Annotated in this window: 21 protein-coding genes and 1 tRNA gene; 9 read left to right on the forward strand and 13 right to left on the reverse strand. The window is 67.8% G+C overall.

Annotated elements, in window-relative coordinates:
* Nucleotides 1-12: 12 nt before the first annotated feature.
* Together MF609_RS01190 and MF609_RS01195 are read left to right on the forward strand one after the other, a co-directional pair.
* Nucleotides 13-636: a TIGR02117 family protein gene (locus tag MF609_RS01190; protein ID WP_242414505.1), complete on the forward strand. Its 624-nt coding sequence runs from the start codon at nt 13-15 to the stop codon at nt 634-636.
* Entirely contained in the window at nt 627-1,346 is a 720-nt protein-coding gene (locus MF609_RS01195) for an esterase/lipase family protein (protein ID WP_242414506.1), read from the forward strand. The genes MF609_RS01190 and MF609_RS01195 overlap by 10 nt, the downstream gene beginning before the upstream one ends.
* 135 nt (nt 1,347-1,481) lie before the next feature.
* Here MF609_RS01195 and MF609_RS01200 read toward each other — a convergent pair whose 3' ends face one another.
* A complete protein-coding gene (locus MF609_RS01200; RefSeq protein ID WP_242414507.1) occupies nt 1,482-1,727 on the reverse strand; it encodes a hypothetical protein in 246 nt (81 codons plus the stop codon).
* 10 nt (nt 1,728-1,737) lie between these two features.
* Entirely contained in the window at nt 1,738-2,754 is a 1,017-nt protein-coding gene (locus tag MF609_RS01205; protein ID WP_419723052.1) for a glycerophosphodiester phosphodiesterase, read from the reverse strand.
* Between the two features lie 81 nt (nt 2,755-2,835).
* Between MF609_RS01205 and MF609_RS01210 the strand changes: the two genes are divergently transcribed.
* From MF609_RS01210 to zapE, 5 genes are all read left to right on the forward strand, one after another.
* A complete protein-coding gene (locus MF609_RS01210) occupies nt 2,836-3,345 on the forward strand; it encodes a 2Fe-2S iron-sulfur cluster-binding protein (protein ID WP_242414509.1) in 510 nt (169 codons plus the stop codon).
* Nucleotides 3,342-4,319, forward strand: a complete 978-nt coding sequence (locus MF609_RS01215; RefSeq protein WP_242414510.1) for an FAD binding domain-containing protein — start codon at nt 3,342-3,344, stop codon at nt 4,317-4,319. Before MF609_RS01210 ends, MF609_RS01215 begins: the two co-directional genes overlap by 4 nt.
* Complete coding sequence (locus MF609_RS01220) at nt 4,316-6,535, forward strand: xanthine dehydrogenase family protein molybdopterin-binding subunit (protein WP_242414511.1); 2,220 nt, start codon at nt 4,316-4,318, stop codon at nt 6,533-6,535. Before MF609_RS01215 ends, MF609_RS01220 begins: the two co-directional genes overlap by 4 nt.
* 151 nt (nt 6,536-6,686) lie before the next feature.
* Complete coding sequence (locus tag MF609_RS01225; RefSeq protein WP_242414512.1) at nt 6,687-7,466, forward strand: succinate dehydrogenase iron-sulfur subunit; 780 nt, start codon at nt 6,687-6,689, stop codon at nt 7,464-7,466.
* 178 nt (nt 7,467-7,644) lie between these two features.
* On the forward strand, nt 7,645-8,751 hold the full coding sequence (gene zapE, locus MF609_RS01230) for a cell division protein ZapE (RefSeq protein WP_242414513.1): 1,107 nt from the start codon (nt 7,645-7,647) through the stop codon (nt 8,749-8,751).
* A 153-nt stretch (nt 8,752-8,904) separates the two neighbouring features.
* Here zapE and hrpB read toward each other — a convergent pair whose 3' ends face one another.
* The 3 genes from hrpB to MF609_RS01245 form a co-directional block, all read right to left on the reverse strand.
* The gene (gene hrpB, locus MF609_RS01235; protein WP_242414514.1) at nt 8,905-11,328 is read right to left on the reverse strand and encodes an ATP-dependent helicase HrpB; all 2,424 of its coding nucleotides are present in this window, start codon (nt 11,326-11,328) and stop codon (nt 8,905-8,907) included.
* A gap of 155 nt (nt 11,329-11,483) precedes the next feature.
* Nucleotides 11,484-12,278, reverse strand: coding sequence for an aldo/keto reductase (locus MF609_RS01240; protein ID WP_242414515.1), 795 nt, complete (start codon nt 12,276-12,278; stop codon nt 11,484-11,486).
* Nucleotides 12,279-12,537: 259 nt separating this feature from the next.
* The gene (locus MF609_RS01245) at nt 12,538-14,901 is read right to left on the reverse strand and encodes a DNA translocase FtsK (protein ID WP_242414516.1); all 2,364 of its coding nucleotides are present in this window, start codon (nt 14,899-14,901) and stop codon (nt 12,538-12,540) included.
* Between the two features lie 132 nt (nt 14,902-15,033).
* Here MF609_RS01245 and MF609_RS01250 point away from each other — a divergent pair, with 132 nt between their 5' ends.
* Complete coding sequence (locus MF609_RS01250; protein WP_242414517.1) at nt 15,034-16,251, forward strand: UbiH/UbiF/VisC/COQ6 family ubiquinone biosynthesis hydroxylase; 1,218 nt, start codon at nt 15,034-15,036, stop codon at nt 16,249-16,251.
* A gap of 144 nt (nt 16,252-16,395) precedes the next feature.
* Here MF609_RS01250 and MF609_RS01255 read toward each other — a convergent pair whose 3' ends face one another.
* The 5 genes from MF609_RS01255 to MF609_RS01275 are packed head-to-tail and all read right to left on the reverse strand — an operon-like array spanning nt 16,396 to nt 18,983.
* Nucleotides 16,396-16,863: an NUDIX domain-containing protein gene (locus MF609_RS01255; RefSeq protein WP_242414518.1), complete on the reverse strand. Its 468-nt coding sequence runs from the start codon at nt 16,861-16,863 to the stop codon at nt 16,396-16,398.
* Nucleotides 16,864-16,874: 11 nt separating this feature from the next.
* A complete protein-coding gene (locus tag MF609_RS01260) occupies nt 16,875-17,282 on the reverse strand; it encodes a hypothetical protein (protein WP_242414519.1) in 408 nt (135 codons plus the stop codon).
* On the reverse strand, nt 17,279-17,464 hold the full coding sequence (locus tag MF609_RS01265; RefSeq protein WP_242414520.1) for a Trm112 family protein: 186 nt from the start codon (nt 17,462-17,464) through the stop codon (nt 17,279-17,281). Before MF609_RS01265 ends, MF609_RS01260 begins: the two co-directional genes overlap by 4 nt.
* Nucleotides 17,461-18,078: an LON peptidase substrate-binding domain-containing protein gene (locus tag MF609_RS01270; RefSeq protein ID WP_242414521.1), complete on the reverse strand. Its 618-nt coding sequence runs from the start codon at nt 18,076-18,078 to the stop codon at nt 17,461-17,463. The genes MF609_RS01265 and MF609_RS01270 overlap by 4 nt, the downstream gene beginning before the upstream one ends.
* On the reverse strand, nt 18,075-18,983 hold the full coding sequence (locus MF609_RS01275) for a tetratricopeptide repeat protein (RefSeq protein ID WP_419723040.1): 909 nt from the start codon (nt 18,981-18,983) through the stop codon (nt 18,075-18,077). The genes MF609_RS01270 and MF609_RS01275 overlap by 4 nt, the downstream gene beginning before the upstream one ends.
* A 146-nt stretch (nt 18,984-19,129) precedes the next feature.
* Between MF609_RS01275 and MF609_RS01280 the strand changes: the two genes are divergently transcribed.
* Nucleotides 19,130-19,204 (forward strand) — tRNA-Gly (locus tag MF609_RS01280).
* 124 nt (nt 19,205-19,328) lie between these two features.
* Here the strand turns inward: MF609_RS01280 and MF609_RS01285 are convergent.
* The 3 genes from MF609_RS01285 to MF609_RS01295 all read right to left on the reverse strand — a co-directional run bounded on the left by MF609_RS01285 (nt 19,329) and on the right by MF609_RS01295 (nt 23,697).
* Nucleotides 19,329-19,724 carry a VOC family protein gene (locus tag MF609_RS01285; protein ID WP_242414522.1) on the reverse strand — a complete coding sequence of 132 codons (396 nt, stop codon included), beginning with the start codon at nt 19,722-19,724 and terminating at the stop codon, nt 19,329-19,331.
* Nucleotides 19,725-19,926: 202 nt separating this feature from the next.
* Nucleotides 19,927-21,333, reverse strand: coding sequence for a methyl-accepting chemotaxis protein (locus MF609_RS01290; protein WP_242414523.1), 1,407 nt, complete (start codon nt 21,331-21,333; stop codon nt 19,927-19,929).
* A 33-nt stretch (nt 21,334-21,366) separates the two neighbouring features.
* Nucleotides 21,367-23,697 carry a bifunctional diguanylate cyclase/phosphodiesterase gene (locus MF609_RS01295; protein WP_242414524.1) on the reverse strand — a complete coding sequence of 777 codons (2,331 nt, stop codon included), beginning with the start codon at nt 23,695-23,697 and terminating at the stop codon, nt 21,367-21,369.
* Between the last annotated feature and the right edge of the window lie 109 nt (nt 23,698-23,806).

A 23,806-nucleotide genomic window follows, 5' to 3' on the forward strand; every position in this document is an offset into this window, starting at 1 on the left:
CGAATAGCTGGTATGGTAGGGGCGGTCGTGCTGGTCGCGCTGCTGTATCTCTTCGCCGGACTGGCCGGCGGGGCGATTCCGGCGGGGGGCACCGCGCCGCCGACACAGGGCATCCGCATCTATGTCGAGGATAACGGCATCCATACCGGCATCGTCCTGCCCAAACATGCCGCCGGCATCGGGTTCGACGATCTGGTACGCGCCGATGATCTGGCCGATCCGCGCTATGCCGGCCATGGCTGGCTGTCGATCGGTTGGGGCGAGCGCAATTTCTATCTCGGCACGCCCAGCTGGGCCGATGTGAAGCCTGCCACGATCGCCGCCGCCGCCATCGGCAGTGATGCGGTGGTGCTGCATGTCGGGTATCTGCCGGAGCCGGTGGGCGAACCGGGCGTTCATCCGGTGATGCTGACCCCCGACCAATATCGCCGGCTGGTGACCGCCATCCGGGCGAGCTTCGCCGCAAGGAGCGATCCGGTGCATGGCTATGGCCCGTCCGATGCCTTTTACGTCGCGCGCGGGCGCTACAGCGCGATCGAGACGTGCAATGCATGGACCGGGCGGATGCTGCGGGCGGCGGGCGTGCCGATGGGGCGGTGGACACCGTTTCCGGTGACGGTGACGTCGTGGCTGTAGAAACCCTTCCCCCGCCCCCGCTCGGGCAGTTCCTGATCGAGACGCCGCGCGCCGCGCTGGCGCTGGCGGGCGTACCGTTCGGCTGGCGGCAAGCGCTGGCTGGGGTGCCGCGCGCAGAGGGGCAGCCGGTGATGCTGTTGCCGGGCCTGTTCAACAGCGACCGGTCGATGACGATCATGGCGCGCTATCTGCGCGACCTGGGACATGCGCCGCATGGCTGGGCGCTGGGCCGCAATTTCGGACAGCGCAGCATCGGGGTCGACGGACAGGCGCTGATCGAGCGGATCGATGCGGTGGCGCAAGGCACCGGGCGGCCGGTGGCGCTGGTCGGGGTCAGCATGGGCGGGATCATGGCGCGGCTGGTGGCGCATCGCCGGCCCGACCTGATCGAACAGGTGGTGACGGTCGCCAGCCCTTATGCCGGGCCGGCGCGATCGACGCGGGTGTGGCGGCTGTATGAATGGATCAGCGGCGAATCGGTCGACGACCCCGCCGTGCTGGCGCTGGCCGAGGAGGTGCGCCGCCCCCTGCCCGTCCCCGCCACCGCGATCTGGAGCGCCAGCGACGGGCTGGTCAACGGGATGGGCTGCCATGTGCCGGGCGAGCCGGGATGCCGGGCGGTCGAGGTGGTGAGCAGCCATTACGGCGTGCAGACCCGGCTGATCGTGCTGCGCGCGGTGGCGGAGGCGCTGGCGGGGAATCGGTTGTAGGCGCGCCCCACTACCTATCCACGAACGTCACCCCAGCGCAGGCTGGGGCCTCCCGGTGGTCGGGCGGGACAGGAGCCGAGAGAGACCCCAGCCTTCGCTGGGGTGACGATTGGAGGTTGAGGTAATCAGATCCCCTCAATCGTCGTCGCGCCGCGCCTCTCGCCGACGCCGCGCCTCTTCCTTGCGCATCTCGCGGCCTTCGCGAGCTTCCTTCTTGCGCATCTTGCGGCCGTAATTGCGGTCGGCCTCCGACTGGCTGGTGGTGGTCCAGTCGACCACCTGTGCGCCGGCGCGGACCGGGGCGGTCGCGACGTTCCATACCGTGCTGACGCACCCACCGGTCAGCGGCGCTAGCGCCAACACCATCCACGCCAGTCGCATCGGTCGTTCCTCAATAGGGTTTATCGCGTATCTGTGCCCCGATTAGCGGGTAATCGGTGAAGAAACCATCGACGCCCGCATCGACGGCGTCGGCAATCTCCTGCCCCACGCGACCATGGGTCGCGCCGTCGCCGGGCACGCGATACGCTTCGGGCAGGAAGACATTTTCCGCGCGATAGGTCCAGGGATGCACCCGCAGCCCCGCCGCATGGGCATCACGCACCAGCGGCTTGTCCCTGCCCACCAGCACCTTGTTCGGGCCGATGCCCCAGGCATAGGTCGCCACCGCCTTCAGCCCCGCCGGCGTCGCCATCGCCGCATAGCTTTTCGCCGCATGATCGGCGGGGCCACCGGTATCGTTCATCAGCTGGATCAGGCGAATCTTGGTCAGCTTCTTCAGCGCCTTCAGGTTGTTCACCTCGAACGACTGGATGAACACCGGCGCATCCGCCCGGTCCCAGCCGGCGGCGCGCAGTTCGGCCACCAGCCGCGTCTCCATGGGATGACCGATCGAGGCGAAATAGGTCGGGTGCTTGGTTTCGGGGTAAATGCCGATGGTGCGACCGGTTTCGGCCGTGGCGCGCTTGGCGAGCGCGATTACCTCGGCCAGTGTCGGCACCGGTTGCTGTCCGTCATAGGCCCGGTTGCCGGGACGGAGCAGCGGCAGCCGTTCCTTCGTGCGCAGCGTGCGCAGCTCGGCGAGGGTGAAATCCTCGGTGAACCAGCCGGTGATCGCGACGCCGTCGATCCGCTTGGTCGTGCGGCGGGTGGCGAATTCGGGGTGGTCGGCGACGTCGGTCGTTTCCGAAATCTCGTTCTCGTGCCGGGCGACGAACACATTATCCTTCGTCAGCACGAGATCGGGTTCGATGAAGTCCGCCCCCTGTTCGATCGCGAGTTGATATGCGGCGAGCGTATGTTCGGGGCGCGATCCGCTGGCCCCGCGGTGCGCGATCACGATCGGCGGACTGGTCAGCGGTCGTTCCTCGGTCATCGCGCCCGTTCCCAACATCGCGGCCATTACCATTCCCAACATCTGCGACCCTCTCGCAACAGGAAACCCTTTGGGCTGCGAACGTTAGCCATGACGACCAACGGAGCGCGCCCCATGCAATTCACCATCAACGGACAGCCGTATCAGGCGGAGGTCGACATCCGCACCTCGCTGCTCGACCTGCTGCGCGAACATCTCTCGCTCACCGGCAGCAAGAAGGGCTGCGATCACGGCCAATGCGGTGCGTGCACCGTGCTGGTGAACGGCCGCCGCATCAATGCCTGCCTCACGCTCGCCGTGATGCATCAGGATGACGAGATCGTGACGATCGAAGGGCTGGGGTCGCCCGAAAACCTCCACCCGCTCCAAGCCGCCTTCGTCAAGCATGACGGGTTCCAGTGCGGTTACTGCACGCCGGGGCAGATTTGCTCGGCGGTGGGGATGCTGAACGAAGTGCAGAAGGGCTGGCCCAGCCATGTCAGCGCCGAGCTGGACGATCCCGACTTCACCGACGACGAAATCCGCGAACGGATGAGCGGCAATATCTGCCGCTGCTCGGCCTATCCCAACATCGTCGATGCGATCCGCGAAGTCGCCGATGCGAAAGTGGAGGCCACGGCATGAAGCTGTTCGACTATGCCAAGGCCGACAGTGCCGAAGCCGCCGTCCGCGAAGGCGCGGAGCGCGACACCAGGTTCATCGCCGGCGGGACCAACCTGCTCGACCTGATGAAGTTGCAGGTCGAAACGCCCGCGCGGCTGGTCGATATCAGCCGCCTGCCGCTGAACGAGGTCGAGGAGATCGACGGCGGCGGGGTGCGGATCGGGGCGCTGGTACCCAATTCGGACCTGGCGGCGGACCCCATCATCCGCGAACGCTACGAAGTGCTGAGCCGCGCGCTGCTGGCCGGGGCGTCGGGGCAGTTGCGCAACAAGGCATCGACCGGCGGCAACCTGCTGCAACGCACCCGCTGCTATTATTTCTATGAAACCGCCGCGCGCTGCAACAAGCGGGTGCCGGGATCGGGCTGCGATGCGAGGGAGGGTTTCAACCGCATCCTCGCCGTGCTCGGGACCAGCGAGCATTGCATCGCGACGCATCCGAGCGACATGGCGGTGGCGATGCGCGCGCTCGACGCGACCATCGTGACGCTGGGCAGCGACGGCGAAAAGCGGCGGATCGCGATCGGCGATTTCTATCGCCTGCCGGGCGACACGCCGGATGTCGAGAATGTGCTGCGGCCGGGTGAACTTATAACCCATGTCGAACTGCCCGCTCCGCCGCAGGGCAAACAGACCTATCGCAAGGTACGCGACCGTGCGTCCTATGCCTTCGCATTGGTGTCGGTCGCCGGCATCGTGGCGGTCGAGGATGGCAAGATCGCTTCCGCCCGGCTGGCGTTTGGCGGCCTCGGCCCGATGCCGTGGCGCGACGAAGCTGTCGAGCGCCTTCTGGTCGGACAGGCTCCGTCCGACACGCTGTTCGGTGAAGCCGCCGACCTGCTGCTGCGCGAGGCCAAGGGTTTCGGCAGCAACGATTTCAAGATTCCACTGACGCGCCGCACGCTGGTCGCGACGCTGCGGGAGCTGACGGCATGACCAAGAACGCGCTACGCATGGACAAGCCCGTCGAGAAGAGCCTGCTCGATTCGGGCGTGCAGGGGATCATCGGCAAGGGGATCGAACGGGTCGACGGTCCGCTGAAGGTAGCCGGACAGGCGACCTATGCCGCCGAATATGCTCCCGACAACCTCGCTTACGGCTTCCTCGTCCGCGCACCGTTCGCGGCGGGAAAGATTACCGCGATCGACGCCGCGGGGGCCAAGGCGCTTCCCGGCGTACTGGATGTCGTGGTCGACCTGAAGACTTTCATCCGCAACGCGCAGCAGGGCGGCGAGACCGATGCCCCGACGCAAGGGGTCAAGGACGTCGCCTATTTCGGCGAGCCGGTGGCGATCGTCGTCGCCGAGAGCTTCGAGATCGCCCGCGACGCGGCGCAGCTGGTCTCGATCCGCTTCGAACCGGCGGAGGGCGTGTTCACGTTCGACGACCGGCTGGACAGCGCCAAGAAACCGCCGGCGGGAACCATGCCGCCCCATCACAAGCAGGGCGACCTCGACGCGGCGATGGCCGAGGCCGCGTTCACCATCGACGATATCTGGACCACACCGTCGCAGAATTCGGCGGCGATGGAACCGCACGCATCGACCGCGGTGTGGGACGAGGACGGGCTGACGCTGTACGGCGCATACCAGATGCCGTCGTCGGACAAGCAGCAGCTGGCCAAGGCGCTGGGCGAGCGCGCGTCACGGGTGCGGATCGTCGCACGCTATGTCGGTGGCGGCTTCGGGTCGAAGCTGGGCATCGCGCCGGAGTCGGTCGCGACCGCGCTGGCGGCCAAGGCGGTCGGACGGCCGGTCAAGACGGTGATGACCCGCCAGCAGGTGTTCGACGCCACCGTGCGCCGGTCGAACACGCACCAGCGGATGCGCCTCGCCGCCGATGCGAACGGCAAGCTGACCGGGATCGGGCATGAAACCATCGTGAGCAACCTGCCAGGTGAAGGCTTTTTCGAACCGGCCGGCATCGCGACCCAGTTCCTGTACGCCGGCGAAAACCGCGTCATCACCCATGACGTGGTCGAGATGAACCGGATGCTGTCGGGATCGATGCGCGCGCCGGGCGAGGCGGTGGGGCTGCTGGCGCATGAAAATGCGATGGACGAGCTGGCGGAAAAGATCGGCATCGATCCGGTCGAATTGCGCCGCCGCAACGATCCCGCGCGCGATCCGCAAAAGGACGTGCCCTTCTCCACCCGCTCGCTGACCCGCTGCCTCGACGCCGGGGCAAAGGCGTTCGGGTGGGACGCGCGCAACAAGGTACCGGGCAGCCAGCGTGACGGTGACTGGCTGATCGGGCAGGGCATGGCGGCGACCACCCGCACCAACATGCTGCAGCCGAGCGAAGCGGCGGTGACGATCGGTCCCGATGGCCGCGCGCTGGTCGAAACCGACATGACCGACATCGGCACCGGCACCTACACCATCCTCGCGCAGATCGCGGGCGAGTTGCTGGGCCTGCCGATCGAGCGGATCGACGTGCATCTGGGCGATACGAAGTCGCCACCGGGTGCGGGTTCGGGCGGGTCATGGGGTGCGGGCAGCAGCGGGTCGTCGGTCTATCTGGCGGCGCAGGCGTTGCGCGAGAAGCTGGCCAAGGCGATGGACGTCGCGCCCGACGAACTGACGCTGAAGGACGGCCATGCGGTCGCCGGCAATCGCCGGGTGCCGATCGGCGATCTGGTCGGCGACGGGATCACCGCCACCGGATCGATCGAGCCGGGCAAACAGGAGAAGGAAACGACGCAGGCCGGCTATGGCGCGCATTTCTGCGCAGTGAAGGTCCATGCGGTGACCGGCGAGGTCCGCGTGACGCGGTGGCACGCGACGTTCGAGGCCGGGCGCATCCTGAACCAGCAGACCGCGCGGTCGCAGTGTATCGGCGGCATCGTGTTCGGCATCGGCACCGCGCTGACCGAGGAACTGGTCCATGACGACCGCGACGGGCGGATCGTGAACCACGACCTTGCCGAATATCATGTGCCGGCCCATGCCGACATTCCGCCGATGGACATCGTGTTCCTCGACGAACGCGACGTCCACGCCAATCCGCTCCATGCCAAGGGGATCGGCGAACTGGGCATCGGCGGCGCGGGCGCGGCGGTGGTCAACGCGATCTACAACGCGACGGGTGTCCGGGTGCGCGATTACCCGGCGACGCTGGACAAGCTGCTGGAGGGATTGCCGGCGGTTTAAGGTTCGGCGGGGGAATGACGCACGGCCGGCGCATTCCCCCTCCCCTTCGTACAGTTTTCCCTTGTTCGCGTTTGCGGCATCCCCACCTGTCATGTATCTGACCCGCAGACCGGGTGGAATTGCCACCCCCTGACCGAACCGAGCGAGTATCATGGCCGAATTCCGTTTGCCCAAGAACAGCGTCGTCAAAAAGGGCACGACCCACAAGTCGCCGACGTCGGGCCGGATCAAGAAATTCAAGGTCTATCGCTACGACCCCGATTCGGGCCAGAATCCGCGCTACGACGATTTCGAGATCGATCTGGACGAATGCGGTCCGATGGTCCTCGACGCGCTCATCAAGATGAAGTCGGAGCAGGACCCCTCGCTCACCTTCCGCCGTTCGTGCCGCGAAGGGATTTGCGGGTCGTGTTCGATGAACATCGACGGCCGCAACGGCCTCGCCTGCACCACGGCGATCGAGGATATCAAGGGCGATATCCGCATCACCCCGTTGCCGCACATGGACGTCATCAAGGACCTGGTGCCGGACTTCACGCATTTCTATGCGCAATACGCATCGATCAAGCCGTGGCTGCAGACGGTCACCCCGGAACCCGCCGGCAAGGAACGGCTCCAGTCGCCGGAAGACCGCAACAAGCTCGACGGGCTGTACGAGTGCATCCTGTGCGCCTGCTGCTCGACCTCGTGCCCGAGCTATTGGTGGAACAGCGACAAGTTCCTGGGTCCCGCGATCCTGCTCCAAGCCTATCGCTGGCTGGCCGATAGTCGCGACGAGATGACCGGCGAGCGGCTGGACGAGCTGGAAGATCCGTTCCGCCTGTATCGTTGCCACACGATCATGAACTGCGCGAACGTGTGTCCGAAGGGGCTGAACCCGGCGAAGGCGATCGCCGAGATCAAGAAGATGGAAGTCGAGCGGATCATCTGATCCGCCAAAGATACCGTTTGGTTCGAGCAGCTTCGAGCGAAGTCGAGAAGCGTCCGTCGAGAACGCTACGCTTGGGCAACCCCTTCTCGACTTCGGTTCTCGACAGGCTCGAACCTGCGCTCGAAGCAAACGGGGTGGGTGTGGCAAATAGGGGGCGGGTGACGTAGGACGACGCGCGATGACCGTCCTCACCCGCTACGACCAACTCGTTACCGCCGGCGAACTCCGCCCCGACCCCGAACAGCGCGCCGCGGCCGAACGCCTCTCGCTTCTCGCCGATGCCATCGACCATCCGCCGAAGCGCGGCCTGTTCGCGCGCCTGACCGGTGGCGACACGCCGCCCCCGCGCGGTGTCTATCTGTGGGGTGGCGTCGGGCGCGGCAAGTCGATGCTGATGGACCTGTTCTACGACTGCGTCGCCGAACCGGCCAAGCGCCGCGTCCATTTCCATGCCTTCATGATCGAGGTCCATGCCCGCCTCGCCACCGAGCGCGCCAAGGAGGTCGGCAACCCCGTGCCCCCGGTCGCCGAGGCGCTGGCCAAGGATCTGAAGCTCCTCGCCTTCGACGAAATGGTCATCAACAACACCGCCGACGCGATGGTGTTGTCGCGGCTGTTCACCGAGATGATGACCCACGGCGTGACGATGGTCGCGACGTCGAACCGCCCGCCGGTCGACCTGTACAAGGACGGGTTGCAGCGTGACAGCTTCCTGCCGTTCATCCAGCTGCTCGAAACGAACCTCGACGTGCTGCCGCTCAACGGCCCGACCGATTATCGCCGCGACCGGCTGGGCGCGGTCGATACCTGGCTGGTACCCAATGGCGCGGCGGCGACCGAAGCGCTGTCGGCAGCGTTCTTTCGCCTGACCGATTATCCGGTCGAGGATCGCGACCATGTGCCGTCATGCGACCTCGACGTCGGGGGCGGCCGGACGCTGCATGTGCCCAAAGCGCTGAAGGGCGTCGGCGTGTTCAGCTTCAAGCGGCTGTGCGGCGAGGCACGCGGCGCGCCCGACTATCTCGCCATCGCGCGGGCATTCCATACCGTAATTCTGGTCGGCATTCCGGTGCTGGGGCCGGACAATCGCAACGAGGCGGCGCGGTTCGTCACGCTGATCGACGCGCTGTACGAATATCGGGTGAAGCTGCTGGCGGCGGCCGATGCGCAGCCGGGCGAGCTATACCCGAAGGGCGACGGGCGGTTCGAATTCGACCGGACGATCAGCCGGCTGGAGGAGATGCGGTCGGAGGACTATCTGGCCAAGGGGCATGGCGAGGGGTAGCGCCCCACCCTTTTCCCCACCCCCGTTCGCTTCGAGCGCAGGTTCGAGCCTGTCGAGAACCGAAGTCGAGAAGGGCTTGCCGCAAACTCCGAAGTTCTCGACGGACGCTTCTCGACAAGCTCGAAGCTGCTCGAACCAAACGGGGTGGTCAAATCATCCCCGCCGCGCATCCGCCTTCTTCGTGCGGAGCGTCGCCGATGCCGCTGCCGGATCGTCGGGCCACGGATGGCGTGGATAACGGCCGCGCATTTCCTTCGACACGTCGCGCCACGACCCGGCCCAGAAGCCCGGCAGGTCGCGCGTCGTCTGGATCGGGCGGCCGGCCGGCGAGGTCAGGCTGAGCGTCAGCGGCTGCCCTGCGACCATCGGATGGGTGGCGAGGCCGAACAGCGCCTGCACGCGCAACTCCACGCGGGGTCCCCCTTCGGCGGCATAGTCGATCGCATGGCTCGACCCGGCGGGGCTTTCGAAGCGGGCGGGGGCGAGGCGGCGGACCTGCTGCATCCAGTCCCAACCCGCCTGCTGCTCCAGCGCATCGTGCAGCCCGGTCACCATGTCGAGCCGACGCTTGCCGGTCAGCAGCGGCGGGAGCCAGTCGTCGATCGCCGCGACCAGCGCCGCATCGCCCAGCGGATCGTCCTGCCCCAGCATTGCCGCGACATAGGCCGACCGCCGGCGGAGCGACTCCGCCCCCTCCCACGGCAGCAGCGACAGGTCGCCCCGCACCGCCTGCACCAGCGCCGCGACGATCTCGTAGGGCGATGCGGCGGCATCGGGGCCGGACGACAGCCGGATCGCGCCCAGTCGGCGTTCGCGGAGCGCCACGATGGCGCGCGTGGCGGGATCGAAGCGGACGCTGCGCCGCGTCTCGATCCGGTCGCCGAACAGCTGCTCGACCGTCGCCTGATCGATCGCGACGGCGGACAGGATGCGGGCACCCGCCGCCTGCCCCTGCGTCTCCGCCACCGCCAGCCATTCGGCCGATCCGAGCGCGGCGGCATCGAGCGTGAAGCCGCGCCCGCCGACCGATGCCCAGCGTTCGCCCGACGCATCGCGCCGTTTGGCGATGCGGTCGGGAAAGGCGAGCGCCACGCTCCGCGCCAGCGCATCGGCGGGCGGGTCGTCGTGGCCCTTGACCAGCTTGCGCCAGCGATCGGCGAGGCGCCGGGACGCCTCGGCCCGCTGCCCGCGTTCGGTGCGCCAGCGGCGACGGCGCTGGTCGAGATCGGTGTCGTTGCCGCCCAGCCCCCGTTCGCCCAGCAGGACGGCGACGTCCGCAGCCGCGCCGGTGAACCCGCCCTCCCCGGCACGGATCAGCATATGGGCGAGACGGGGCGAGAGCGGCAGCGCGGCGATGGCAAGGCCGTGCGGCGTCGGCCGGCCGTCACCATCGATCGCGTCCAGCGTGGCGAGCCGCGCGCGCGCCTCCTCGACGGCCGCGGCCGGCGGCGGGTCGAGCCAGCGCAGCGTCGTCGGATCGTTGACGCCCCACTTCCCGCATTCGAGCACCAGCGCCGACAGGTCGGCCTCCAATATCTCCGCCGGGTCGAAGCGGGGTAGTCCGGCGGTCGCGGCGGCTTCCCACAGGCGATAGGCGACGCCCGGTCCCTGTCGCGCCGCACGGCCCGCGCGCTGGGTGACGGCCGCCTGCGAAGCGCGTTCGGTGGTCAGCCGCGTCATCCCCGCCGCGCGATCATAGCGCGGACGGCGGGCGAGGCCGGAATCGACGACGATACGGATGCCGTCCAGGGTCAGCGAGGTTTCGGCGATGCTGGTCGCCAGCACGATCTTGCGCCGCCCCTGCGGATCGGGGGCAATCGCCGCGCGCTGTTCGGCGGGCAGCAATGTGCCGTGCAGCCGGTGGAGTACCGCGCCATCCGGCACGGCGATGCGTTCGGCGGTGCGTTCGATCTCGGCGACGCCGGGCAGGAAGGCGAGGATGCCGCCCTCCGCTTCGCCGAGCGCGCGGCGGATCGCGGCGGCGACCGAATCTTCGATCCGCGCCTCGGCATTGCGACCGATATAGCGCAGTTCCAACGGGTAGGAGCGGCCCTCGCTCTCGATCACCGGGGCATCGTCCATCAGCGCGGTGAAGCGTTCGCCGTCCAGCGTCGCCGACATGGCGAGGATGCGCAGGTCCGGTCGCAGCGCCGCCTGCGCATCGAGCGCCAGGGCGAGGCCGAAATCGCTGTCGAGGCTGCGTTCGTGCACTTCGTCGAACAGCACCGCCGACACGCCGGCCAGTTCGGGATCGGCCTGGATACGGGCGACGAAGATGCCCTCGGTCATCACCGTCACGCGGGTCGCCGCCGACCGCTTGCTGTCCATGCGGGTGGCATAGCCGAAGGTCTGGCCGACCGGTTCGCCGGCGGTAGCGGCCATGCGTTCGGCGGCGGCGCGGGCGGCGATCCGGCGGGGGGAGAGGAGCAGGATTTCGCCGGTGACCCATGCTTCGGACAGCAGCGCCGGGGCGACGGCGGTGGTCTTGCCCGCGCCCGGCGGGGCGACGAGGACGGCGGAGGTGCGGTCGCGCAGCGTCTGGAGGAGATGGGGCAGGACGGCGTGGATGGGGAGCATGGCGGTCCGTATCAAATCCTCCCCGGCACGGGGAGGGGGACCGCTCGCGCCAGCGAGGGGTGGAGGGGGTTCGCGGCGCAACGCAACCGTTCCGATTGCGGCTATCCCCCTCCACCATCCTGCGGATGGTCCCCCTCCCCGTGCCGGGGAGGGGCTTAGAGGGTGTCGGGATTCGGTCCCAGCCGCCCGTCGTCGCGGTCCATCGCGTCGAGCTTTGCCACCTGCTCGGGCGTCAGCGTCACCTTTTCCGCCGCCAGATTTTCCTCGATCCGCGCGCGCGACGATGCCTTCGGGATCACGCCCAGCCCGGCCTGCAGATGCCATGCGAGGATGACCTGTGCCGGGGTCGCCCCCGCTTCCTGCGCGATGGCGGCGATGGTCGGGTCGGTCAGCAGCGTGCCCTGCCCCAGCGGCGACCAGCTTTGCGTGACGATGCCCAGCCGTTCGTGCGCGGCGCGGGCGTCACGCTGCTGAAAGGTCGGGTGCAGTTCGATCTGGTTGAGCGCGGGCACGACGCCGGTCGCATCGACGATCCGGTCGAGATGGTCGGGCGAGAAGTTCGATACGCCGATCGATCCGACCCGCCCCTCCTCGCGCAGCCGCACCAGCGCCTTCCACGTGTCGACATAGCGGTTTTCGGACGGCATTGGCCAATGGATCAGGAACAGGTCGATCCGCGGCAGCTTCGCGGCGCTGGCGTCGAACGCCTTCAGCGCGCCGTCATAGCCCATGGCGTCGCGCCACAATTTGGTGGTGACGAAGATGTCGCTACCCCCGGTCGCTTCGCCGACACCGGCTTCGTTGGCGTAGAAGGCGGCGGTGTCGATCAGGCGGTATCCGGCATCGATCGCCTCGCGCGACAGGCGGGCGGAGTCTTCTGCGGGCACCTTGTAGGTGCCGAAGCCGATCGCCGGGATGGTGCGGCCGTCGTTTAGGGGAAGGTCGGTCATGGGAGGTGTCCGTGTGGTTGGGGGGTCGGGGTGCCAAAGGATGGCGGGGCCATGTGTTCCCTCTGCTGCCCGTTTGCCCGCGCCTACCCTGCCCCTCCCGTTCGGTTCGAGCAGCTTCGAGCTTGTCGAGAAGCGATAGTCGAGAACTCGGTCGTTTGCGGCAACGCCTTCTCGACTTCGGTTCTCGACAGGCTCGAACCTGCGCTCGAAGCAAACGGGGGGGACGGGATGAAAGGGGATAAGGAATAGGAGGCAGGAATTACCCCGTCGGCCGCCCGTCGGCGTCCATCAGCACCTCGCGCCGCCCGACATGGTCCGGCCGCGACACCAGCCCTTCCTTCTCCATCCGCTCGATCAGCCTTGCCGCCGAGTTGTACCCGACGCGCAACTGGCGCTGGAGCCAGCTGGTCGATGCCTTCTGGCTTTCCGCCACCAGCTGGCACGCCTGCCGGAAGGTCTGTTCCTCCGGCGAATCGTCGCCGGTCGGGGCACCATCGAGGCTGAAGCCGGCATCGCCCTCCGGCTCGTTAACCACCGCGTCGATATAGTCGGGTGCGCCCTGCGAGCGCCAGAAGTCGGACACCGCCTGCACCTCGTCATCGCTGACGAACGGCCCGTGGACGCGGGCCAGCGCCTTGCCGCCGGGCATGTAAAGCATGTCGCCGCGGCCGAGCAGCTGTTCGGCGCCCTGTTCGCCCAGGATGGTGCGCGAATCGATCTTCGACGTGACGTGGAAGCTGATGCGCGTCGGCAAATTCGCCTTGATGACGCCGGTGATGACGTCGACCGAGGGACGCTGCGTCGCCATGATGAGGTGGATGCCCGCCGCGCGCGCCTTTTGCGCCAGCCGCTGGATCAGGAATTCGACTTCCTTGCCCGCCGTCATCATCAGGTCGGCCAGTTCGTCGACGATCACCACGATCTGCGGCAGCGGCGAAAGGTCGAGCGTCTCTTCCTCATAGATCGGCGTGCCGGTGTCGGCGTCATAGCCCGTCTGCACCTTGCGGCCGAGCTTCTGCCCCTTGGCCGCCGCCGCGCGCACCTTGTCGTTAAAACTGGCGAGGCTGCGGACGTTGATCGACGCCATCATGCGATAGCGGTCCTCCATCTGCTCCACCGCCCATTTGAGCGCGCGCACCGCCTTGGGCGGGTCGGTCACGACATCGGCCAACAGGTGCGGGATGCCGCGATACATGCTGAGTTCCAGCATCTTCGGGTCGATCATGATCATGCGGCACTGGTCCGGGGTCAGCCGGTAGAGCAGCGACAGGATCATGCAGTTCAGCCCGACCGACTTGCCCGAACCGGTGGTACCGGCGACCAGCAGGTGCGGCATGGGGGCAAGGTCGGCGACGACCGGATCGCCGGCGATATTCTTGCCGAGCACGATGGGCAGCTGCGCATTCTGGTCGGCGAACGCCTGGCTGGCGATCAGTTCGCGCAGGGACACCATCTCGCGCTTCTGGTTGGGCAGTTCGATGCCGATCACGGTACGGCCCGGAATCGTCGCGACACGTGCCGAGATCGCCGACATGTTGCGGGCGATATCGTCCGCCAGCTGGATCACGCGGCTGGCGCGGATGCCCGGCTCCGGCTCCAGTTCGTACATCGTCACGACCGGGCCGGGCGCGACCTTCACCACCTGCCCCTTCACGTTGAAATCGTCGAGGACGCTTTCGAGCAGACGCGAATTGCGCTCCAGCGCGGCCTTGTCCACCGTCGGCCCGGTCGATTCGGGCGCAGGCGCGAGCAGGTCGATGGCGGGGAGCGCGAAATTGTCGCGGCCTTCGCTGCTGGCAGGTCGGGGGGCGCTGGCCAGCGCGGGCGATGCGGCGCGCTCGGCAATGACCGGGGGGGCGCGGTCGTCGGCCGGCGCGGCGCGGCGCGGCTGTGGCCGGGCCGGTGCCTCGTCCAGATCGTCGTCGTCCGCCGCCAGCGGCGCGCGGGGGGCAGGATCGAATGGCAGGTCGTCGTCTTCGACCAGCACCTCGCCTTCGTCCGCCGCGACACGCGCACGACGTTCGAACTTCGGCATCCGGAACGTGCCGTCGGGAATCTCGATCGTCAGCCCCTTGGCCCAGCGCCACACCCCGAACAGCGCGGTGGCGAGCGCCACGACGCGGATCGTCCACAGTTCGGCAACCGGCACCCCGATCAGATGGATCAGCCCCCGCACCGCCGCCGCGATGCTCCACCCGATCACCCCGCCATAGCCGGCGGGCAGCGACAGGATCGCCTCGCCCGACACGAAAGCCAGCGTGGTACCCATCGCCAGCACGCCGATCAGGCAGTCGCGCACCATGCGCGGCCACGGTCCCACCGGCACGTCGCGCCACAACCGCACGCTGACGATCAGCCCCAGCGGCAGCAGCATCGCCACCGGCACGCCGAAAATGGTGAGCAGCAGGTCGGCGAGCATCGCCCCGAACGACCCCAGCTTGTTCACGGCAGGACCGCCCGCCGCCGTGCTGAACGACGGGTCGGCGGGCGAATAGCTGACCAGTGCGAGGGCGATCACGATCATGGCGACGAACAGCAACGTCGCGCCGATCATCGCGCCGCTACGCTTCGCACCCGCCTTCATCGCGTCGCGCCACAACATCGGCTGCGCGTTGGTCGCCATTCGTTCCACCCTTGTTCGATACGTCCCCGATGTGCGCCGCAGGGGGGCATGGCGTCAAGGCGGCGTTGCGGTGGGCCGCGTCAGACCCTAAGTCGCGAAAGACGAATTGCATTCACGGATGGGACGGGTTTCATGGCACAGGCGGACGTCATCATCCTGGGCGGCGGGCTGGTCGGCAGCACTTTGGGCGTAGCGCTGGGCGTGCACGGCCTGACCTCGATCATCCTCGATCCCGCCGATCCGGCGGTGACGCTGGCGCCCGGTTTCGACGGGCGCGCCTCGGCGATCGCCAGCGCGACGCACCGCATGTTTGAAGCGATCGGCATCGCGCCGGGCCTGGGCGACGAAGGCTGTCCGATCGCCGCGATCCGCGCGACCGACGGGCTGGAGGCGGGCAAGCTCGACTTCGTCCCCGACGCCGCCGACGATCCGGTCGGCGTGATGTATGAGAACAAGCGGCTGCGCCAGGCGATCTATGACGCGGCGGTCGCCTCTCCCCATGTCGACCTGCGCTACCAGGACCGCGCGATCGACGTGCGGCGCGAGGCGCATGGCGTGACGGTGACGACGGCGGGCGGCGACACCCTCACCGCGCCGCTGCTGATCGCCGCCGAAGGACGCAACTCGCCGACGCGCGAGGCGGCGGGTATTCGCGTCGCGCGGTGGAGCTACAATCATGCCGCGATCATCACGACGCTGGGCCATGCCGAACCGCACGAGAATATCGCCTACGAAATCTTCTATCCCGCAGGCCCCTTCGCGATCCTGCCGGTGAACGACGACGCGCACGGCCATCGCTCCGCCATCGTGTGGACGGTCGATGCGAAGGACCAGCCGGCGATGCTGAAGCTGTCCGACCGCGCGTTTTTGGCCGAAGCGTCGAAGAAAATGGGCGGGTTCCTGGGTGAATTGTCGAACCTGTCGGCGCGCTCCAGCTATCCGCTCGGCTTCCATCACGCCGCGAAGATCACCGCCGGCCGGCTGGTGCTGGTCGGCGACGCGGCGCACGGCATCCATCCGATCGCCGGGCAGGGGCTGAACCTCGGCCTGCGCGACGTCGCCGCGCTGACCGAGGTGCTGGTGGAGGGCAAGCGCACCGGGCTCGACCTCGGCGATCCCTATTTGCTGGAGCGGTATCAGCGGTGGCGCGGGCTGGACACCTTTGCCGTGGCGCTGGCGACCGATGGGCTGACGCGCCTGTTCGGCATTCCGGGCAAGGCGGCGAGCGCCGTGCGGCGATTCGGCCTGTCGGCGGTCGATTCGATCCCGCCGCTGAAAGCCGCATTCATGGCCGAAGCGCGGGGTGAGACGGGCAAGCTGCCCAAGCTGCTGCAGGGGGTGGTGGCGTAGGTTCCCCCGCCCCCCATCCGTCACCCCGGGCTTGACCCGGGGTCCCGCTTCTTGGCGACCGTCGAAGAAGGAGAAGCGGGACCCCGGATCAAGTCCGGGGTGACGACGGGACCGGCATTTCGATTGAATGGAGGGTTCGGTTCGTTACCAACACCCTCCGCCGGTCGCCCCAAGACGGAACTCCTCGATCCGGCGCAGCGTCGCGGGCGACGTCCCCGCGGGCAACCCATCCAGCGCGAACCAGCCGACCTCCGCCACTTCCAGCGCATCCGCACCGCGCAGCGCGTCGCCGGGCGCGCGGACGACATAGACGATGACATGGTCGTCCTTGCCCTCGCGTCGGTTGTGATAGACGCCCAGCACCCGCTCGACCGTCGCTTCGACGACCGCCACTTCCTCGGCCAGTTCGCGGTGGAGGGCGTCGGCTATGGCCTCGCCCTTCTTCACGCCCCCGCCCGGTAGGTACCAGCCGTCGAGATAGGTATGCCGCACCAGCGCAACGCGACGCCCCCCGGGATCGAGCAGCAGGGCGCGTACCCCGATCGTGCGCGGTCCGGTGATGCGCCACACCATCCGCGCCGCCTTGCCCAGCAAGCGATGCAGCAGCGCCATGTCGCGTCCCCTCAAGCCGCCCCGTCGCGCGTCGCCTCGGCCGCCTCTTCGGCCGCCACCGGTTCGGCCGACGGGCGGATCATCAGGAAGCTGCCCGACCACGCACCTGGAATGTCCCATCGCCCGCTGATCTCGCACCCGTCGTCGCTCAGCACCCCGGCATAAACCACCATGTCGCCATAGCCGTCCGTGCCGCTGTCGTCGTAGAATTTGCTGAAGCGGACCTTCGCACCGTCGCGATGCCCGTCGATCGCGGCGGCGATCAGCGCGCCGGGCGGCACCGAATAGAGGTCGGGTTCATGGATCGTGCCGACGATCGATCCGCCCAGATCGGCAATATCGGCCTCGAACGCGGTCGGCGGGTTGGTGTGCGGATAGTTGAAGATACCGCTCCACTTGCCCGACAGGTCGCGGCTCACAACGGGCGTGCCGCTTCGACCAGCATCACCGGCACGCCGTCGCGGATTGGAAAGGCCAAGCTGGCAGCCTCGGAGATCAGTTCGCCCGCCGCTGCATCATGCCTGAGCGGCGTACGCGTCACCGGGCAGACCAGAATGGACAACAGCCACGGATCGACCGACTTGTCCTGAGTCTCCGTCATTGCAGCGTCGCCTCTTCGTCATCGCCATGCCTGCCGAAGAATTGCATGAGCTGCACGATCAGTTCCGCCCGGTCGGACAATGCATCGACTTCGAGCAGCGCCTGTTTCGCCGCCACGTCGAACGGCGCGATCTGCGCGATGCCGTTGACCAGGCTTTCGTCGTCCAGCCGCCCGACCGATTCCCAGTCGACGGCATAGCCCAGCCGTTCGGCGAAACGCCGCGATTCGATTTCCAGCGACGCCCGCTCGGCAAGGCCCAATGTCGTATCGCCAACGACCGGCAAAATCTCTGCCTCGACCTGCCGGAACGCGGTCGTGACCTCCAGCTCGCGCACCACGCGAAAGCGCGACAATCCGCGCAGCACGATATCGTAGCGGCCATCGGCATGAGCCTCTACATCGACGATCTGCCCGATACAGCCGATGTCGAACAGGGCGGGCCGGTCGCTCTCCCCGCCCGCCGGGCGCGGCTGGATCATGCCGATCCGCCGGTCCCGCGCCAGCGCATCGGACACCATCGAGCGGTAGCGCGGCTCGAAGATGTGCAGCGGCAGGTGCATGTTCGGAAACAGCAGCGCCCCCGCCAACGGGAAGACGGAGACGCGCCCGCTCATCCGAACAGGATCGCCGACAGCTTGCGCCGCTGCTGCGACACCCACGGATCTTCCAGGCCCACCGCCTCGAAGACCTTGAGCAGTTGTTGCCGCGCGGCGTCGTCGTTCCACGCGCGGTCGGCGGCGACGATCTTCAGCAGCGATTCGGCGGCACCGTCGCGATCGCCCGCCGCCATCTGGCCACCGGCCAGGCGGAAGCGCGCGTCATGGTCGTCGGGATTGGCTTCCACCTCGGCCTTCAGCCCTGCCAGATCGTCGACCGGCTGCGCATCGCGGGCCAGCGCCAGTGCGGCGCGGACCTGTTCGATGCCCGGCTGCTTCGCGGCATCCTCCGACAGCGCATCCAGCGCCGCCTGTGCCGCGTCATGCTCGTCCAGCGCCATCAGCGCGCGGACCCGACCGGCGGCGACGGCGGCGTTGTCCGGCACCATCTCGGCAATCTGGTCGAAGATCGACAGCGCACGCGCGCCGTCCCCTTCGCCCAGCGCCTCCTCGCCCATCGCGATCAGCGGTTCGATATCGGGGCCGGCGGCCGCGCCCGGCTGCACCGGCAACTGGCGCAGCAGCTGGTCGAGCATCTGCTTCAACTGGCTCTCGGTGCGCGCCTGGGTCAGGTCGGCGACCAACTGCCCCTGGAACATCGCATAGACGGTCGGGATCGACCGGATCTGAAACTGCGACGCGATGAACTGATTCTTGTCGGTATCGATCTTGGCCAGCACCACGCCCTTGTCGGCATAGGCCTCCGCCACCTTTTCGAGAATCGGGGTCAGCGCCTTGCACGGCCCGCACCATTCCGCCCAGAAATCGATGATGACCAACTGCGTCATCGATGGTTCGACGACGTCGCGGCGGAACGCCTCAACGGCATCCTTTTCCGGGGCGGTCAGTCCTAGCGTGGCCAAGCGTCGATTCCTTATCCTGTGACAGCCGCCCCTATGTGGGCACGCCAAGCAAAACAGAAAAGAGTTCATTTAGGGGTTGCGCACTCTGAAACCCCCGTCTAATAGCCCGCCTCACCCCAGCCGGTTCGCCGGTTCGGAACGCCAGAGCGGGCGTAGCTCAGGGGTAGAGCACAACCTTGCCAAGGTTGGGGTCGAGGGTTCGAATCCCTTCGCCCGCTCCAGTTTCTCCAGGCATTGCCATGGGGTCAAGAACGGTCCTTCGGGGCCGTTTTTTTTGTTTCTGGCGCATGATCCCTGTTGGCGAAGCAGCAGCCGGCCCGCCCTTTTCGCGCAGCACGAATCGAATCAGGCGAAGGGCGACATCACGTCGTCGGGATGCTTGGCGGCATGTTCAACATATTCGACCAGCATGCCATCGGGATGCCGTACCAGCATGTTGCGCCCGGTCGGTACCGCCTTGGGCGGTTCGACGACGATGCTGCCGGTGGTGGGGAGATGCGCGGCGTAGGCATCGAGGTCCTCGACCATGAAGGTCGCCCCCGTGGCGCGGAACGGCGCGAGGCTTTCAACGGTGCCCGCGATGAACAAGATCGAGGCGACCTGCGCGAGCTTCAGGTCATGTTCGGGATAGTCGAAGGTCAGGCGACGCTTCTGCCCGATCAAATCCTCATAGAAGGTGACGGCCGCGTCGATGGCGTCGAGCGGCAGATAGCGGCGGACCAGGATGTTCAGGATGCGCATGGCGGCAGTTCTCCCACGGCTGCTCGACGACCGACCGGGGGCGGTGCGAGCGGCGCGCGACGTTCGCGCTTTGCCCGGTCGTCGCTGACCTCCGCTGCCGAATCAGCCATGTGCCGATTCGTCGCATCCGAACATGACCATCCGGTGACAGGGGCGGTCGCCGGTCGGGGGGACCCGGTACCGGCACCCCGCCCGCGCCGGATCAGAATTCCGACCAGTCGTCCTCCCGCATCGCGACCGCAGCGTTCCCCTGCGTCAGACGCTGCGGCACCGCCCGCACGGGGGCACGGACCGGCAGGCGCTGTACCGTGTCGCGCTGGTCGCGCACCGCCAGCACGCCCAGCTGGAACCGGGCGATCTCACCGGACAGCGCATCGGCTTCGGAGGCGAGGCTGCGCGCGGCGGCGCTGCTTTCCTCGACCATCGCGGCGTTGCGCTGGGTCACGCCGTCCATCTCCGCGACCGCGGTATTCACCTGCGACAGCCCCTGCGACTGCTGCACCGCCGAGCCGGAGATATCGGCGACCAGCGCGCTGATCTCGCCGATGCGGCCGATGATCCGGTCGAGCGAGCGGCCGGTTTCGCTGACCAGCGCGACGCCGGTATCGACCGTCTGCACCGATGCGGTGATGCGCTGCTTCACGTCCTTTGCCGCTTCCGCCGAACGCTGCGCCAGCGCGCGAACTTCGCTGGCGACGACCGCAAAGCCCTTGCCCGCATCTCCTGCCCGTGCCGCCTCGACGCCAGCATTCAGCGCCAGCAAATTGGTCTGGAACGCGATGCCGTCGATGACCGCGATGATGTCGGAGATTTCGGCCGAGGTGCGCTCGATCCGTGCCATGGCATCGACCGCGCGGCGCACGACCTCCCCCGATTCGATCGCTTCGCTGCGCGCGGTGCCGACGATTTCGTCGGCGCGCGACGCGCTGCTGGCGGTTTCGCGCATCGTCGCGGTGATCTCCTCCATCGCGGCGGCGGTCTGTTCGAGGCTGGCGGCCTGCTGCTCGGTCCGCTGCGACAGGTCGTCGGACGCGGCGCTAATCTCGCCCGCCCCCTTGCGGATGCCGCCCGCGACGGTCGACACCGACAGCATCGTCGCGCGCAGCGCCGCGACGGCGGCGTTGAAATCGTCGCGCAGCGACAGGAACGGTTCCTGCAATTCGGCATCGATGCGCGCGGTCAGGTCGCCGGCGGCCAGCTTGCCCAGCCCCTCGCCCATGATCGCGACCATCTGCCGCTGGGTATCGCGCTCCCTCGCCGCCAGCGCGCTTTCGCGAAAGATCGCCATCGCCTTGGTAATGCGGCCGACACAGTCGCGATTGTCGGTATAGGCGACCGGGCTTTCGATATCCCCCGCCGCCAGCGCCTCCATCCGCACGACCGTCGTGACATAGGGCGTACAGATCAGCCGCGACGCGCCGAACGTCGCCGCGACGATCGCCGCCACGCCGGCGATCGCACCGCCGATGACGATGCCCGACGACAGCCCGCCCCCCAGCGCGGCCGTGATCGCCAGCGCGGCGATGCCGCCCGACAGCAGCAGATAGATCAGCGCCAGCACGCGGAATTTGACCCGGATCGGCGCGTTGCGCGAAAACCAAGCGATCATCTGACCCCTCCCCCCTTTAGAAAATCGCGGGCATCATGCCCGCCGCACCCGGACCGGCGCGACATCCTGCGCCAAGACGGTCGCCGCCGGCCGCCCGAACAGATAGCCCTGCGCCAGCGCGCAGCCCTCCGCCTGCACCATCGATCGCTGCACCTCGTTCTCGACCCCTTCGGCGACGACCGGCAGGTTCAATCCCTTGCCCAGCCCGGCGATGGCGCGGACGATCGATCGCGCCGCCTCGTCCTCGTGCATCGCCGACACGAAGCTCTTGTCGATCTTGATCTTGTCGAACGGAAAATGACGCAGGTTGCTAAGCGAGGAATAGCCGGTGCCGAAATCGTCCATCGCGATGCGGACGCCCAGCGTGCGGATCTCGCGCAGGATGGCCAGCGACACTTCGCGGTCGCGCAGCAACGCGGTTTCGGTAATCTCCAGCTCCAGCCGTTCGGGCGCCAGACCGCTGTCGGCCAGCGCGTCGCGCACCAGCATCGGCAGCGTCGCGACGCGCAGCTGCACCGGCGATACATTGACCGCCAGCGTCAGCGGATCGGGCCATGCGGCGGCATCGCGGCACGCCTGGCGTAGCGCCCATTCGCCGATCGCCATGATCGTGCCGGCTTCCTCGGCGACCGGAATGAACAGCGACGGCGGCACCTGTCCGCGTTCGGGATGGTCCCAGCGCAACAGCGCTTCATAACCGACGACATGGTCGTCGTCGGTCGACACCAGAGGCTGATAGACCAGCCGCAATTCGCCACGGCACACCGCATGGCGCAGGTCGTGTTCCAGGCTGCGACGGTCGCGCGCCTCGCGGTCCATCGTCTCGTCGAAAAAGGACGCGGTGCCGCGCCCGCTCTGCTTGGCGCGGTATAGCGCGACATCGGCATTGTGACGCAGCGTTTCGGGATCGCACCCGTCGCTGGGATAGGTGACCACGCCCAGGCTGCACCCGACCGCCATCGGGTCGCGCGCCGAATCCATTTCCTCGGCAAAGCGGGCGAGGATGCGCGCGGCGAGGCGGCGGGCGTCGTCCGACGATGCGATGTCGCGTTGCAGGACGACGAACTCGTCACCGCCGACCCGCGCGACCAGATCCTGCGCGCGGACGCAATCGTCGAGGATGCGCGCGACCCGGATCAGGATCGTATCGCCCGCGCCGTGGCCGAACAGGTCGTTGACCGCCTTGAACCGGTCAAGATCGACCGCGATCAGCGCGAAGGGCGCGGCGGAGCGTACCGCCTCGTGCAGGCCGATGTCGAAGGCGGCGCGGTTGACCAGGCCGGTCAGCGGATCGTGCGACGCCAGATGCTCGATCGCGCGCTGGGCACGGGCGCTCTCGGTCAGGTCGCGCAGCGCGACGACCGTGGCGGCACGGCCGCGATATTCGATCGCGCGGGCGGTCATCTCGACCAGCTGGTCCTCGACCACGCTACCCCGGATGCGCGTGCGGACGGCATCGCCGCGATGCGGGTGCAGCATGTCGCGCGCCGGCGTTTCGAACCATGCCGCCGCCGCCGTTCCGACGAGCGCGGCGCGATCGACACCCAGCAGCGCGCACGCCTGTTCATTGGCGTCGAGGATGCGGTCGTCGCTGGTGATGAGCAATCCCTCCGACGTCGCATCGGCCAGCCCGCGCAGGTCGGTCAGGAACCGGTCGACCACCGACGCCACCGCCGTCAGTCCGATCAGCAGCAGCGCCGCCGCGACGATCCACACCAGCAGCCACTGCGCCCCGCCCCCGGCTGCCGGTGCGGCTACCGGGCCATGGCCGATCATCGCCGATGCCATCGCCACGAAATGGATGATCCCGGTCGCCAGCACGAGGCCCATGGCCGGCACCGTCACGCGCCGTCGCCCGTCGAGGCGCAGGAACAGCGCGAACGCCCCCGACAGCAACAGCCATCCGACCGTCACCGCCGCCAGGATCGGCGCATGGTCGACCCGGTGGACCATCGAATTGGAAAGGGCAGCCATGCCGGTGAAGTGCATCCCGACGATACCCAGCGTCGCGATGGCCCCGTACAGCAGGACCGACACCATGCCCCGCGCCCGCCGCAACAGCCAGAAGGCGATGCCGAACGCCGCGACCGCGATCATCGCCGACAGCGCGGTCAGCACCTGGTCGAACTGCAACGCGACCGGCGTGCGATAGGCGATCATCGAAATGAAATGCGTCGACCACACCCCGCCGCCGGCGGTGACCGCCGCCGATATCAGCCAGAGCAGACGCCGCTGGACGACGCATTCGAACGCGCGCTGCAACTGGGCAAAGGTCGACAGCGCACTGACGACGCACAGCAACAGCGCGAGTGCGACGACCGGCAGGTCATGGTGCGAAACGATACTGGCAAACACATGCGACATTCGGCCAGGACCCCCATCCGGCGCTGCTTTCCGCGACGCAGAATGGGGCTGGCCCGCTTAAATATCGGTGTACCGGAAATATCGCGTTTTCTTGGAATTATCGCGATCT

The sequence above is a fragment of the Sphingomonas panni genome (assembly GCF_022664435.1).
GTDB lineage: Bacteria > Pseudomonadota > Alphaproteobacteria > Sphingomonadales > Sphingomonadaceae > Sphingomonas > Sphingomonas panni.